This window comes from Flavobacterium hungaricum, from assembly GCF_015182285.1.
Taxonomy (GTDB): domain Bacteria; phylum Bacteroidota; class Bacteroidia; order Flavobacteriales; family Flavobacteriaceae; genus Flavobacterium; species Flavobacterium hungaricum.
Genome location: NZ_PRDM01000004.1, coordinates 48,879 through 63,476 on the forward strand (window position 1 = coordinate 48,879; position 14,598 = coordinate 63,476).

13 protein-coding genes are annotated in these 14,598 nt (G+C 34.8%); 3 read left to right on the forward strand and 10 right to left on the reverse strand.

Annotated features, from left to right (window positions below; all coding sequences use genetic code 11):
• Nucleotides 1-2: 2 nt before the first annotated feature.
• Complete coding sequence (locus C4F50_RS16460) at nt 3-1,283, reverse strand: dicarboxylate/amino acid:cation symporter (protein WP_194139750.1); 1,281 nt, start codon at nt 1,281-1,283, stop codon at nt 3-5.
• A 53-nt stretch (nt 1,284-1,336) separates the two neighbouring features.
• Complete coding sequence (gene aroC / locus C4F50_RS16465; protein WP_194139751.1) at nt 1,337-2,395, reverse strand: chorismate synthase; 1,059 nt, start codon at nt 2,393-2,395, stop codon at nt 1,337-1,339.
• A gap of 188 nt (nt 2,396-2,583) precedes the next feature.
• Between aroC and C4F50_RS16470 the strand changes: the two genes are divergently transcribed.
• Complete coding sequence (locus C4F50_RS16470) at nt 2,584-3,405, forward strand: UDP-2,3-diacylglucosamine diphosphatase (RefSeq protein WP_194139752.1); 822 nt, start codon at nt 2,584-2,586, stop codon at nt 3,403-3,405.
• Nucleotides 3,406-3,546: 141 nt separating this feature from the next.
• The gene (locus C4F50_RS16475; RefSeq protein ID WP_194139753.1) at nt 3,547-4,044 is read left to right on the forward strand and encodes a hypothetical protein; all 498 of its coding nucleotides are present in this window, start codon (nt 3,547-3,549) and stop codon (nt 4,042-4,044) included.
• Between the two features lie 129 nt (nt 4,045-4,173).
• On the opposite strand, the gene C4F50_RS16480 is transcribed toward C4F50_RS16475, so the two are convergent.
• The 8 genes from C4F50_RS16480 to C4F50_RS16515 form a co-directional block, all read right to left on the reverse strand.
• Nucleotides 4,174-4,596: a protease complex subunit PrcB family protein gene (locus C4F50_RS16480; protein ID WP_194139754.1), complete on the reverse strand. Its 423-nt coding sequence runs from the start codon at nt 4,594-4,596 to the stop codon at nt 4,174-4,176.
• Between the two features lie 15 nt (nt 4,597-4,611).
• The gene (gene bshA / locus C4F50_RS16485) at nt 4,612-5,757 is read right to left on the reverse strand and encodes an N-acetyl-alpha-D-glucosaminyl L-malate synthase BshA (RefSeq protein ID WP_194139755.1); all 1,146 of its coding nucleotides are present in this window, start codon (nt 5,755-5,757) and stop codon (nt 4,612-4,614) included.
• Between the two features lie 320 nt (nt 5,758-6,077).
• Complete coding sequence (locus C4F50_RS16490; RefSeq protein ID WP_194139756.1) at nt 6,078-6,728, reverse strand: hypothetical protein; 651 nt, start codon at nt 6,726-6,728, stop codon at nt 6,078-6,080.
• Between the two features lie 132 nt (nt 6,729-6,860).
• Nucleotides 6,861-7,343 (reverse strand): ABC transporter ATPase, encoded by a 483-nt coding sequence (locus C4F50_RS16495; RefSeq protein ID WP_194139757.1) that lies wholly within the window; start codon nt 7,341-7,343, stop codon nt 6,861-6,863.
• Between the two features lie 107 nt (nt 7,344-7,450).
• Nucleotides 7,451-8,242 (reverse strand): (Fe-S)-binding protein, encoded by a 792-nt coding sequence (locus tag C4F50_RS16500; protein ID WP_125722835.1) that lies wholly within the window; start codon nt 8,240-8,242, stop codon nt 7,451-7,453.
• 80 nt (nt 8,243-8,322) lie between these two features.
• Entirely contained in the window at nt 8,323-9,660 is a 1,338-nt protein-coding gene (locus tag C4F50_RS16505; RefSeq protein ID WP_194139758.1) for a 4Fe-4S dicluster domain-containing protein, read from the reverse strand.
• Nucleotides 9,661-9,666: 6 nt separating this feature from the next.
• Nucleotides 9,667-10,632: an MlaD family protein gene (locus tag C4F50_RS16510; protein WP_194139759.1), complete on the reverse strand. Its 966-nt coding sequence runs from the start codon at nt 10,630-10,632 to the stop codon at nt 9,667-9,669.
• A gap of 50 nt (nt 10,633-10,682) precedes the next feature.
• Nucleotides 10,683-11,807, reverse strand: coding sequence for an N-acetylmuramoyl-L-alanine amidase family protein (locus C4F50_RS16515; RefSeq protein ID WP_194139760.1), 1,125 nt, complete (start codon nt 11,805-11,807; stop codon nt 10,683-10,685).
• Nucleotides 11,808-11,889: 82 nt separating this feature from the next.
• On the opposite strand from C4F50_RS16515, the gene C4F50_RS16520 reads away from it, so the two are divergent.
• Nucleotides 11,890-14,592, forward strand: a complete 2,703-nt coding sequence (locus C4F50_RS16520; RefSeq protein ID WP_194139761.1) for a putative LPS assembly protein LptD — start codon at nt 11,890-11,892, stop codon at nt 14,590-14,592.
• Nucleotides 14,593-14,598 lie beyond the last annotated feature (6 nt).

Sequence of the window (14,598 nt, forward strand, 5' to 3'; positions counted from 1 at the left end):
TTTTATTTACTCAAATCGATCTCAACTCCTTTACCCTCTTCCCATTGTCCTACAACAGAAGTTGCTAAAGCATTTCCTAAGACATTGGTAGCACTTCTAAACATATCACAAAAATGATCAATAGGAAGGATCAATGCAATTCCTTCAATAGGAATGTCAAACATCCCGCAAGTTGCCGCAACAACCACTAAACTGGCTCTCGGCACTCCAGCGATACCTTTACTGGTAAGCATTAAAACTAAAAGCATTGCCATCTGCGTTCCCAAATCAAGATGAACATTGTAGAACTGCGCTATGAATATACTTGCAAAAGTCATGTACATCATACTTCCATCTAAGTTAAAAGAATAACCAAGAGGCAGCATAAACGATACAATTCTATCTCTTACACCAAAAGCTTCTAATTCTTCTGTCAATTTAGGAAAAACAGCCTCACTGCTTGTAGTTCCAAAAGCAATCGCCAATGGTCCGGTTATACGTTTCAATAATTCGGTCATTCTTCCTTTCAGGAAAATATAACCAACCGCAATCAAAAGCACCCATAATGTCGTAATACCGATCAAGAATGATCCGAAAAATTTGAAGTAAGTAATAACCAATTCTTCTGCATCCCTAATGGCAAATACCGCTGCAATGGCACCAAAAACTCCAATTGGAGCAAAGTTCATTACATAATTCACCATTTTTAAAACGATATGCGATAATTTATCAAAAGCATTGATGATGGGCTTTACTGTAGATCCTAAAGAAGCTGCCGCTAATCCGAAGAAAATAGAAAAAACAACAATCTGCAGAATTTCGTTGGTTGCCATTGCTTCGATGATACTTTTTGGCACAATATGTTCTACGAAGTTTTCAAAAGATAAATTTTGAGTTTTACCTGTAACTTCAGAAGCTGCCGCCATATCTACGTGCTCCAGCTTTAAACCAACACCAGGCTGTAAAATATTTACATAAAACAACCCTATTAAAAGTGAAATAAATGAAGCTGTAAAAAACCAGCCAAGCGCTTTTCCGCCAATTCTTCCAACAGTTTTAATATCTCCTAATTTTGCAATTCCTACTACCAAAGTCGTAAAAACCAAAGGAGAAATAATCATTTGCACCAAACGAATGAAAATAGTCGCCAGCATTTTAATTTTAGTACTGAATGACTGTGCTGCTTCTGGCGAAATAGTGTTGTGCAGAATAATTCCTAAAGCTGCCCCTAGAAACATTGCGATTAAAATCTGCCCTGTTAGTCCTTTAAAAAAAGACTTTTTTTGATTTTCTGTTACTTGCATTAATGTTTTTTTTGATTATTAAAATAATAAGGCCCTCACTGCCTTACCTTTAATTAATATGTTTTGTTGATTAAATAAAAATCGGCCAAAACAATGGCTGCCATTGCTTCTACAATTGGCACTGCGCGAGGAACTACACACGGATCATGACGTCCTTTTCCGGTCATTGGTTTAATGTTTCCTTTATTATCTAACGAATCCTGTGTCTGCATAATAGTTGCAACAGGTTTAAAAGCTACTCTAAAATAAATATCCATTCCGTTGCTGATACCGCCCTGAATACCTCCCGAAAGATTTGTTTTTGTAGTTCCGTCAGAATTATACAAATCGTTGTGCTGGCTTCCTTTCATTTCAGAACCAGAGAAACCGCTTCCGTATTCAAAACCTTTTACGGCATTAATAGAAAGCATTGCTTTTCCTAATTCAGCATGAAGTTTATCAAAAACCGGCTCTCCAAGACCAACTGGCACGTTTTGAATCACGCACGAAACCACACCTCCAACGGTATCGCCTTGCTTGCGTATATCACGAATATATTCTTCCATGATGGCTGCCGATTTTTCGTCTGGGCAGCGAACAGGATTACTTTCTATTTTTGAAAAATCTAAATCTTGATACGGAGTCTCTAAATGAATTGGACCAACAGAAGAAACATAAGCATTGATCTTAATTTCTGGAAGCATTTGTTTGGCAATTGCTCCCGCTACGACCCTGCTTGCAGTTTCTCTCGCAGAACTTCTGCCGCCGCCGCGATAATCACGGAAACCGTATTTTTGATCGTAAACATAATCAGCATGACTTGGTCTGTAATTGTCTTTGATATGAGAATAATCATCCGATTTTTGGTTGGTATTCGGAATAATAAACCCAATTGGAGTTCCAGTAGTTTTTCCTTCAAAAATTCCAGATAAAAACTGAACCGCATCTGGTTCTTTTCTTTGCGTTACAATTGCAGACTGCCCCGGTTTTCTGCGGGCCATATCCAATTCAATTGCTTCAAAATCAAGTTCGATTCCCGAAGGACATCCGTCAATAATACCGCCTAATGCTTCACCGTGAGATTCTCCAAATGTTGTTACTTTATATAGTGTGCCGTAGCTGTTTCCCGCCATTGTAATTTGTTTTGAGCAAATGTAAGTTTTATGAATTAAATTAAAAAATTTAAAACTGGTATTATTAACTAAACATTAAATCGATTAAAAATTACAATTTGGTAAAAATATCCTCTTTTTCATAACCTTTTGATAAAACAAAACTCAGCAAACTTTCTTTCATTTGTTAAACTTCAAATCAAGAAAAATTGAAAAAAAGAAATGTCGAATTAGTCATTCTCTCTGATGTTCATTTGGGAACTTACGGAAGTCACGCAAAAGAACTAAACAACTATCTTTCAAGCATTAAACCCAAAACACTTGTTTTAAACGGAGACATTATTGATGCCTGGCAGTTTAGAAAATCCTATTTCCCAAAAGCGCATTTGAGGGTCATTCAGCGTATAATCGGAATGGCATCTAAGGGCACAAAAGTCTATTACATCACTGGAAATCACGATGAAATTCTTCGCAAATTCAGCGATATGAATATGGGAAATTTTGCTTTGGTTGATAAATTAGTTTTAGAATTAGACGATAAAAAAGCATGGATTTTTCACGGAGACGTTTTTGATGCATCTGTTCAACACTCCAAATGGATTGCAAAATTGGGCGGATTAGGTTACGATTATCTTATTTTAATCAATCGATTTGCTAATTGGTGTTTGGCAAAACTCGGCCGCGAACCTTATTCTTTTTCTAAAAAAATTAAAGCGAGCGTTAAAAAGGCGGTTAAATTTATTTCTGATTTTGAAACTACTGCAACCGATCTTGCAATCGAAAAAAAGTATGATTATGTAATCTGCGGGCATATTCACGAGCCCAAAATAGCATCTATAGAAAACAAATACGGCTCTACATTATATCTTAACTCCGGTGACTGGGTAGAAAACCTTACGGCACTCGAATACCATAAAAAGAGATGGAAATTATTCTCTTATAAAGCCAGTAATTTTGTTGAAGAAGAAAATGTTTTTGAAATGGAAGAGACTTTAACCTCACAATTAATTTCTTCCATCATCTTGAAATAAAGCTACTAAAGCCTGCTTAAAGCCTTTCTAAACCTATCAAAATATATAAAAATGTAAATTATATAACAATTTTCAAAAATAATATACGTTCTCTATATAACTGTAATTATACATTTGAAAAAAAATTAATCAACCATTTTTATGAAAAAGATTGTATTATCTGCCATTATGATTTTTGGATTAGCATTTACTGCTCAATCCCAAGAAATTTCAAAACATACTTTAGGTTTGCGTTTAGGAGACAATAACGGATTTGGAGGAGAAGTATCTTACCAATTAGGATTAAATCAAAAAAACAGATTAGAATTTGATTTAGGCTGGAGAAACAGCAGAGATGTAGACGCTGTAAAAGGTGTGGCTCTTTATCAATGGGTTTGGAACATTGACGGAGGCTTTAACTGGTACGCAGGTGTCGGTGGTGGAGTTGCCGCTTGGGATTATAACTATTATAACAACAACTATAGATATGATGACAGCGGAACTTATGTTTTTGCTGCTGGAGATATTGGTATCGAATACCTATTTAAAGAAGTGCCAATTACACTATCATTAGATGCAAGACCAGAAATTGGTTCAGGCTATTATGATGATGACAATTTTGGATTTGACGTTGGTTTAGGCGTTAAATACAGATTCTAATTGAAAAATAAAAAATAATTGTAAGAAGAAACCTGTCGTGTAAGCGACAGGTTTTTTTTTGATGCAAGCTAAAAAATGTTAACCGCAAGGAGGATAAATATTGACGCTCCTTGCGGTTAAAACTAAAAACTATTTAATAATAATTTCTTTCTTAGAATTTATTTTCACCACAGTATACGGATACGAGATTACCTGCATTGTCATAGTATCAGGAGAAGGACCATTTTCTTTTACTGTAATAACAATATTTTTATCCGTTTCTTCTACATTAACAACCTCAATACTGTAACCGCTGGTGTTCTTTTCTCCCATATTCAAAATCACATAGTTGGAAGTATTGGTATCACTTTCTTTTACTTTAGCTGCCAAAAGCGGATCATTTTCCAGCATTTTAATCTCATTTGGCTCCGTCAAAATCTCAAAAAACTTAATATTGCCGCCGCCGTCAGATTGAGTGGTCAAAACCTCATACAATCCAGTTGAACCAGTAGTTTTTTTGGCACCGCATGAAATCAAAACAAAAATGGCTAAAATCGAAATTACTTTTTTCATATACTTCTCTTTAAATTAATGTTTCTCATATTTATAATCGTCAACTGCTTTTTGGTACAAAGCTTCGTATTTAGGCAGGATATTATGAATATCAAACTTCTTAGCCACTTCGAGAGCATTTATCTTAAACTGACTTAAAACTGCGTCATCTTTTAAGATTTTAAGCGCATTCGCAGCCATTTCTTCTACATTTCCAACATTACTTAAATAACCCGAAAAACCGTCAAAATTTACCTCTGGAAGCCCGCCCGAATTACTCGAAATAACTGGAACGCCGCAAGCCATAGCTTCAAGCGCTGCTAAACCAAAACTTTCTGTTTCAGAAGGAAGCAAAAACAAATCGGTCATGCATAAAATTTTATCAATCTCGTGACTGTTTCCAAAGAAAATCACTTTATCTAAAATCCCCAATTCCTGACATAAAATTTCTGCTTTTTCTTTTTCAGGTCCATCACCAACCATCATCAGTTTGGCTGGAATTTCTTTCTGAATGTTAAAGAAGATCTTGATGATATCCGGAATGCGTTTTACTTTTCTAAAATTACTAATATGGGTTATAATCCTTTCGTTCTCTTTGGCCATTACATAACGGTGGCAAGGTGCGGTCGGATCTTTCTTAACCTTGTTCAGCTCAATAAAATTCGGAATCACCTTAATCTTGTTCTTAATCTTGAACAATTTTAAAGTATCGTCTTTTAAACTCTGCGAAACCGAAGTCACATAATCTGATTTATTTATACTAAAAGTAACTGCTGGTTTATAAAACGGATGATTTCCTACCAGCGTAATATCTGTTCCGTGCAGTGTCGTAATCATTGGCAGATTAATTCCTTCATTTTTAAGCATCTGCTTTGCCATATAACCCGCATAAGCATGCGGAATAGCATAATGCACATGCAAAAGTTCAATTTTGTACAATTTAACCATATCGACCAATTTGCTCGACAAAGCCAATTCATAGGGCTGATAATGAAATAATGGATATTCTGGCACATTAACTTCGTGATAATGCACATTCGGATTCAAAAGTGCCAGTCTTACTGGCTGACTGTATGTTATAAAGTGTATTTCGTGTCCTCTTCTGGCTAATTCAAGACCTAATTCTGTAGCTACAACGCCACTTCCGCCAAAAGTAGGATAACAAACGATTGCTATTTTCATGGATAAAATTTAATAACTACGAAAGTACTCAAAAATCACGTCTTATCGATCGTTTAAATTGTTAGATTTTCGACATTATTAGATTAACTCTATTTCATAATTGAGAATGAAGCTTTCGTAATTATTTTTAAGCAGCAGCACTATTTTTATTTTTCAAGACCATGAGTCCCGCTGTCCGCTGTATCTTTTTCTGGCTAAAGGAGCCAGAAAAAGGATGCCGCTCCCATCGGGGCTAGAAGAGACGTTTTGTTTTCATCAGAAATAAAAAACCCGCCAAATTACTAAAAACTTGCCGGGTCTGTTATATTCAAAAATTAATCTTAATTTAAAAACTGCGCTGCAATAATCAAAATCAGTTGAAAAGACACTAAAAGCCAGAAAAACAAAAAAGAAGGCTCAACAGCTTCTGAAATAAATTTATTAAGTTTTGCAGAAATAATTTCTGAAAGCTTTAAGTTTTCATTACTAAAATCAATATCGTCCAATTGAATTTTGCTAAACAAATAACCTATTGCCTTTTTCTTTATCATCGAACTTTCTTTATCCTTTTTATTTGCTTCCAAAAGTTTCAATCGAAGCATCGCTGCATTCGAAATAGAATTTGTTACATTATGAGAAGCTGTTAATTTATCTACCAAAAGAATTACTTTATCTTCAATATATTTTGATGCATTATTTTCCCAAACCTGATGTATTACCGTTTGGATTGCTACTTTATTAGCAATCATAAAATACCCCACAGCAAAAAGCGGTGCGCCGACAAACAAAAGAAACCCGCAGATATTCTGAAAAAACAAATTCACGATAAGTGTATATACATTACCATGCCCGCCGCCGGCCAGACTGATATTTTGAAACATGATAATTAAAAAACAGATCAGGGTAACCAAATTACCCAATAACACAATTGTAATCCATTTTAAAGATGATTTAGCTGTAATTTTAGCTGCACTTTTAATTTGTTCTTTCATAAAACTATTTAAATTTATAACTATTTTTCTTCTTAATTGAGAGGTAAATATAGAGAAAAATATATTGATTAAATCGAAAAAAAAAAGCAGGAAATAAATTTCCTGCTTTTAAAATATCATCATAGAATAATTCTAGAAAAACCTGCTGTGCCAGCTGTCAGCGGCAGGAACTTCCCAAGCATCATTAAATTCTTCTATATTAGTAACTAGATTATTAAATACAATTGTATTTCCTGTTACGGCTTTATCTTTGACCATTTTCTTAAAATCAATTAATGGTTTGTGCGCAATATGCTCGCCTAGTTTAAAAGTCACGTTCATTTTATCAAGTAAATCAACGTCGTATTTCTTTTCTAAACCTTGAATAAATTCTACAGAGCTATCTATAGAACATCCTGTTGCAGCCTGCACATCCTGATTTACAGCCAGAATAATAAATCGGTTGTATTTTAATAAATAAGAAGCTTCAAGACTAGTACCGTGTGCAGCCCACTCTTCTACAAAAGCTTTTAAATCGGTTTCGATCTCAGAAAATTCTTCCTCAGAAAATTTTCTGTTTGACTGATAAATCCAAATTCTGGATTCACCTGGTAAATTTTCAAAAGGTATATACATTTTTAATTTTAGATTTTAAATTGTTGATTTTAGATTTAAAAAGTTTCAAGTTTCAGGTTTCAAGTTTCAAGTTAAAAAACTTAGCAACTTAGTCCCTCAGCCCCTTTTTACAAATCCTGCGCATTCGCGATTAACTCCGCAACGTCCATTACTTTTACCTCGCCCTCTTTGTGCGCATGTTTAATTCCGTCTGTTAACATTGTATTACAGAACGGGCATCCTGCAGCAATAATATCAGGTTGCACTTCTAACGCATCTTCTGTACGAAGAACGTTTACTTCTTTATTTCCAGGCTCGGCATCTTTAAACATTTGTGCACCGCCTGCTCCACAGCATAAACCATTGGATTTAGAACGTTTCATTTCGACTAATTCAACATCTAATTTTTGAATTAAATCTCTAGGTGCCTCGTACACTTTATTTGCCCTGCCTAAATAACAAGGATCGTGAAAAGTGATTTTTTTCCCTTTAAACTGACCGCCTTCAACAGTAAGTCTTCCATCATCAATTAATGATTTTAAAAATTCTGTATGGTGAATCACTTCATAATTTCCGCCCAATTCTGGGTATTCATTTTTCAAAGTATTAAAACAGTGCGGACAAGCTGTTACGATTTTTTTTGCTTCGTAAGCGTTCAGAACCTCGATATTCATCATCGCCTGCATTTGAAACAAAAATTCATTTCCAGCTCTCTTTGCAGGATCACCCGTACAGCTTTCTTCTGTACCTAATACTGCAAAAGAAACATTGGTACGATTCAAAATACGCACAAATGCTTTGGTAATTTTTTTTGCTCTATCATCAAAACTTCCTGCACAGCCAACCCAAAACAAAACTTCTGGTTGTTTTCCTTCGGCAAGCATTTCTGCCATTGTTGGTACTACTAAACTTTCTGACATTTCTCTCTCTTTGTTTAAAGCTTAAAGTTTCAAATTTTATTCTGAAATCTCAATTCTTGTATTATTACTAAAGAATTTTATTAATTCTCGTTTTTCCAATTCAGACGGTCTTGCTGACTGTACTGCCAAGGCGCACCGTTGTTTTCAATATTGGTCATCATAGCGTTTAATGACATTGGCGCAGCGCTTTGCTCCATCACCAAAAAGCGGCGCATGTCCATAATAATAGACAGCGGACTAATATTTACAGGACATTCTTCTACGCACGCATTACAAGACGTACAAGCCCATAATTCTTCTGGAGTAATATAATCGTTTAAAAGTGTTTTGTTGTCTGGAACAAAAACACCTTTGTTGGCATCAATATTTTTTCCTACTTCTGTCAAACGATCTCTAGTATCCATCATAATTTTACGAGGAGACAATTTTTTACCTGTCTGATTCGCTGGACAAGCTGAAGTACAGCGTCCGCATTCTGTACAAGTGTAAGCATTTAATAGCTGCACCCAGTTTAAATCCTGAACATCACTTGCCCCAAATTTAGAAGGCACTGCATTTTCGTCTACAGGCGCTGCCGCAAACGGATCTGCATTTGGATCCATCATTAATTTCACCTCTTTAGTAACCGAAGCCAAGTTATCAAACTGTCCTTCTGGTTTTAAGTTTGCAAAATAAGTATTTGGGAATGCTAAAAGAATATGCAAATGTTTGGAGAAGTATAAATAGTTCATAAAAACTAAAATACCAGCAATATGCAGCCACCAAAAAAGTTCGTATAACAATCCAACTAATTCGTTTGATGTTCCGTTAAAAATTGGTGCAATCCATTGACTGATTGGGAAACTTCCTGCTTTATGAAAATGAGAATAACCTCCTGGAACATTTTGCAAATGAAAATCGGCGGCATTCATCAATAAAAATAAAATCATCAAAACGGTTTCGAAGTACAAGATGTAATTCGCATCGCTTTTTGGAAATCCTTTTAGATCCGAATGAATAAAACGCTTTAATCTAATAAAGTTTCTTCTGATCCAAAATACGGTAACCGCAAAAATCACAAGGATTGCTAATATCTCAAAAGACGCGATTAGAACATTATAAACAACACCTAGATACGGTGCGAAAATTCGATGTGTTCCAAATAATCCGTCTATGATTATTTCAAGTAATTCAATATTAATAATTATAAAACCTACATATACAAAAATATGCAGAATTCCAGCAACAGGGCGTCTCACCATTTTTGATTGTCCTAAGGCAATCAATGCCATGTTTGTCCAACGAGCTTTCGGATTATCTTTTCGATCTACATCAACTCCCAGATTAATGTTTCGGTAGATCTTTTTCACGCTCGCTGCAAAAAAGCCGAAACCAACTATTAGAAGTATGGCAAATAAAATATTATCTAAATAACTCATTTATAATTATTTTTTATCAGTTGAGTTTGTTTCTTCTGCTGGTGCTACATAAGGTTTGTTTTTCTTTCCGAAAAGAGAAACATTTACATAACGTGTTGGGTAAAGACGAACATCTTGTAACAATAACTCTAACTCTTTTGAAGTTTTTGCTAAATTAGTATACAACGCATCATCGTTAAGAATTTTTCCTGCTGTACCTTTCCCAGAATTTAAATTGTTCATTAACAAATCAACTTTTGCTAATGTCTGATTTAAGTTTTTAACTGTTTTACCTAAATCTGCTTTATTTAATGAATCTGATATTTTAGAAAAATTACTCGACATTTTATTGAAGTTTGTAACCACTCCGTTAATCTGCCCTTTATTAGTGTCCAAAATATTGTTTATGCTTCCTCCAGCCTTATGAAACTGCTCCATAGTCTGACTTAGCTCAGCCAATGTTTTCTTAATATCAGCTTGACCTTTTTTATCCAAAACATTGTTTAATCCGTGAACCAAAGTATCAATACTCACCAGCATTCTCTCTAATTTTTGCTGTGTAGGTTCTATTTTACCTCCTAACGAATCAGTTAAACCAAGTTCTACTGTAGAAAATAATTTCTGACCGTCTTCTGCTTCTTCAGTATCTGCAAAATTAGGAACGATTTTTATCTGCTTTCCTCCAATTAAACTTGGAGAGTAAATTACTGCTTTACTTGTTTTAGAAATTGGAAAATCTGTTTTAATCTGTAATTCAACCAGTAATTTTCCAGTTGCATTATCAATTGTAATTTTACTTACTTTTCCAATTGCTAATCCGTTAAGTGTTACTGGAGCCGAAGCTGACAGGTCTTCAACATTATCATATTCAGCGTATAATACTTTATAATTTGTAAAAAGGTCTCTGCCTTTTAAGAAACTATATCCCCAGATAAATAATAAAATTGACGCAATGACTAATATAGCCGTTTTAATTTCTCTTGTTACTTTCAAAATTCTTAGTGTTTGTACAAAATTAATATAATTATTCGAACTTGCGCTTTTTATTTGATCGCGTCTTGAATACTGATTTTTTCACCGTCTTTTGTTGCGGTCAAAAATGCTGCCCCATATCCTTTACTCTTAGCTTCTTGCAGAAATTTCTTAGCCTGTTCGTAATCCGAAGTTTCTTCGTAGAAATATTTATAAATATTATTCTCAAAAATCATGGTTACGTTTTTCAAGCCTTTAAAATTCTTAGGTTCTAAAGCTGTTTTTTTGATGCTTGCTATAAGCTGTACTTTAAAAAATGTTCCTTTTGGCGCATTTTTAACAGCTGCCACAGGTGCTGCTTTTGGTTTAGCCGGAGTTGAAGTATCTCTTATGGGCCGACTCTCCGGTGCTTCTGGTGCTCCGGAACCAAAATATTCTCGTTTGTAACTCAAAATAGCTTCGGCAATCGCTTTGGCTATATCGTCCTGTCCTTGTTCAGAATTCAGAATATTTCCTTCGGTCGGATTCGATACAAATCCTGTTTCTACCAAAACCCTTGGCATATAGGCTTTATGCAATACCATAAAAGGCGCTTGTTTAACACCTCCCTGACGAAGTTTTTTTCCTAACTTCTCAAAATTATCTTCAATGTAAGTTGCCAGCGAAATACTATTATCTAAGTATTCTTCCTGCATTAAAGTCATTCCGATCATTGATTCTGGCGAATTTGGATCGTAACCTTCATACTTACGCTGGTAGTCTTTCTCTAAAGTAATTACCGAGTTCTCTTTTTTAGCCGCTTCAAGATTTGATGCTAATTTAGTTAAACCCATCACATAGGTTTCTGTTCCGTCTGCTGCTGTATTTTTATTGGCATTACAGTGAATGGAAACAAAAATATTCGAATTGGCTCTGTTTGCAATGTTGGCTCTTTCTACCAAATCAATAAAAACATCTGTTTTTCTGGTGTAGATAACATTAACATTTGGATTTAATTCTAAAATTTTACCAACTTTTAAGACAATAGCTAAAGCAATATTTTTTTCGATCCGGCCGCTGTAAACAGCGCCAAAGTCATGATCTCCGTGTCCTGCATCAAGTGTTACCTTAAAAACATTTGACTGACTGTAAGCACAAAATGAGAGTATCGTTAGAAAAAAAGTAGATATTACCTTAATTTTGTTAATTCTATTCATAAATCTAAAAGTTAATTTTTATAAAACGCAGCATCTATAATTTTCGCAATTGATTATTTTTGACAAAAAATTATATGTAAGTTTGACATGTCAAAAAACAAGCCATAATTTTACAAAAATAGTATTTAAACCTTTGCATACAAACTTATTTAATATCGTTTTAATATCATTTTTCCTAACTATAGGATGTGGTAAATTATATTCTCAAGAAATAAAAAATCAAAAAAAACCTTTACCTGCTGTAAAACAAACAGATAAAGCCGCCAGCATCGTAACTGACACCATTAAATTGGATACTGTTAAGCCCAAAAAGACTTTTTTGGATGGAAAAGTGCGGTACAAGGCCAAAGATTATGCAAAAATTGATCAAAAAAATAAATTGATCACCTTATACAATGAAGCCGAACTTTACTACAAAGATGTAGAATTAAAGTCGGGAATCATTATTCTTAACTACGAAAAAGACGAAGTTTATGCTGGAAGAATAAAAGATTCTGCTGGTGTGCTGGTGCAATATCCAAATTTTAAGCAGGCAGAAAATGAAGTACAGCCAGATTCTATCCGATTTAATTTCAAGACACAACGAGCTTTAATTTACAATTCCAGAACAAAACAGGGCGAGTTAAATATAAAAGCAGCAGTTACCAAAAAAGAAAACGACTCTACTTACTTTTTAAAAGGTGCTCGTATTACCACGGCTACCGATATTGACAATCCAGAGTATTATTTTAGAACGAGCAAAATCAAATTTGTACCGGGTAAAAAAATCGTTACCGGTTTAACGCAAATGGTTATTGCCGATGTACCTACTCCATTAGCACTTCCGTATGGATATTTTCCTTTAAGTAAAGAAAAAAGTGTTTCCGGAATTATTGTGCCTAGTTATAATGACTCGAATACGAGAGGTTTCTCTTTGCAGAATGGAGGGTATTATTTCGCGTTAAGTGATAATTATGATTTAACAGTCCTCGGAGATTATTACACAAACGGAAGTTACGCCGCGCGTTTCGAATCATCGTATGCTACAAGGTATAAATACCGAGGTAATTTAAATATCCGTTTTGAAAATCAAATTAACAGTGAGCGAGGTTATCCCGATTACAGCAAACAAAACATTTATAACATTCAGTGGTCGCATACTAAAGACACAAAAGCAAACCCAAATTCTACATTTTCTGCTTCTGTCAACATGGGTAGCAGTAAATATTTTAAACGATCTATCAATCAAGCCAACATAGGTTCGAGCCTTAATAATACTTTAAGCTCTTCTATTTCTTACAACAAAACTTTTAATACAATTCCAGGGTCTCGTATTTCGTTAACCGCTACCCACCAGCAAAATACACAAACAGAGGACATCATCATGACGTTGCCTGCATTACAGGGAAGTATTGACCGTATTTATCCTTTTGTTGGAAAAAGCGGTGTAAAGAAAGGTTTGATCAAAAACATCAACTTACAGTACAACGTAAGCGGTAAAAACTATTTTAAAACTAAGGACTCTTTGTTTTTCAAACCGCAGATGTTTAATGATGCACAGCTTGGACTGCAGCAGACTATTCCGATTAGTACCAACTTTAAAATATTTAAATATTTTAGTGCCGGAGCCTCTACTACTTATCAGGAAACTTGGGTAAACAAAACAATTGCTAAAGATTATAGTGCTGCCCAGGGAGAAGTTGTTTCGAGTCCGGTTAGTGGTTTTGATTCTTTTAGAACTTATAATTTCAGCACCAATTTAGGAACAACTATTTACGGTACGTTTAATTTTGGAGAAGACAAAAAAATCCAAGCCATCAGACATGTAATGCGTCCGAGCTTAACTTATTCTTATACGCCGAGTTTTGAACGTTATTATGACGATTATACCCTTGATGCTTCTGGAAGGATTACAGGACAGTATACACGTTTTGAAAATGGTATTTTTGGACAGCCTGGTAAAGACAATTCAAATATCGTAGGTTTCTCATTAAGCAATACTTTTGAAGCAAAAGTACGCGACAAAGACAGCACCAAGACCGAGCCTAAAAAAATAATGCTTTTAAATAACTTAAACTTTAATACGAGTTATAATTTTAACGCAGACGGAAAAACAGTTCTTGGATGGTCTCCTGTTTTAATAAGCGGTGGAACTCAGTTTTTTGATAACAAACTGAACATGAACTTTGGTGCTACATTAGACCCGTATGCAATAGACAATTCTGGTGTAAGAATTAATAAATACAATATCGACAACGGCGGTAGTTTATTTAGAATGACGAGTGCGAATCTTACTTTAAATTATTCGTTTTCAAATAAAGGCAGCGGCAAAGAAAAAAATGAACAGAGTCAGCGGAATGGAGGGCGAAACGATGACTTGTTTGGAACCAATACAGATCTGAATGACACCAGGAACAGTCAGTTTGCTGATGATCCCGAAAGAGAAGAAGATGATGTAATTACCGAATTCTTTAATTCTAAGATTCCTTGGGACATGACTCTTGCGTATTCTTTGACCTATCAAAATGTCAACCGAGAGAGCAAAATAAGCGGTAACTCGCTCATGGTTTCTATAAATATGGATATTACTCCTAAATGGAAAGGAGGAGTCTCTACAGGTTACGATTTTGTACAAAAAGGAGTTACTTTTACTCAATTCCGTTTTGAGCGCGATTTATTAAGCTGGCGAATGGCTTTTAACTACCAGCCACTTGGAACAAACTCTAACTGGAATTTCTTTATTGGAATTAAATCAGGAATGCTTAGTGACATTAAATGGAACAAGCGAAGTGTTTCTACCCGATAAAACATC

Excerpts from the sequence above, each read along its gene's own strand:
- C4F50_RS16475 (WP_194139753.1), top strand. The coding sequence starts at position 3,547 with ATGAAAAAGATTGTATTATCTGCCATTATGATTTTTGGATTAGCATTT.
- C4F50_RS16495 (WP_194139757.1), bottom strand. The coding sequence starts at position 7,343 with ATGTATATACCTTTTGAAAATTTACCAGGTGAATCCAGAATTTGGATT.
- C4F50_RS16460 (WP_194139750.1), bottom strand. The coding sequence starts at position 1,283 with ATGCAAGTAACAGAAAATCAAAAAAAGTCTTTTTTTAAAGGACTAACA.
- aroC (WP_194139751.1), bottom strand. The coding sequence starts at position 2,395 with ATGGCGGGAAACAGCTACGGCACACTATATAAAGTAACAACATTTGGA.
- C4F50_RS16500 (WP_125722835.1), bottom strand. The coding sequence starts at position 8,242 with ATGTCAGAAAGTTTAGTAGTACCAACAATGGCAGAAATGCTTGCCGAA.
- C4F50_RS16480 (WP_194139754.1), bottom strand. The coding sequence starts at position 4,596 with ATGAAAAAAGTAATTTCGATTTTAGCCATTTTTGTTTTGATTTCATGC.
- C4F50_RS16515 (WP_194139760.1), bottom strand. The coding sequence starts at position 11,807 with ATGAATAGAATTAACAAAATTAAGGTAATATCTACTTTTTTTCTAACG.
- C4F50_RS16490 (WP_194139756.1), bottom strand. The coding sequence starts at position 6,728 with ATGAAAGAACAAATTAAAAGTGCAGCTAAAATTACAGCTAAATCATCT.
- C4F50_RS16505 (WP_194139758.1), bottom strand. The coding sequence starts at position 9,660 with ATGAGTTATTTAGATAATATTTTATTTGCCATACTTCTAATAGTTGGT.
- bshA (WP_194139755.1), bottom strand. The coding sequence starts at position 5,757 with ATGAAAATAGCAATCGTTTGTTATCCTACTTTTGGCGGAAGTGGCGTT.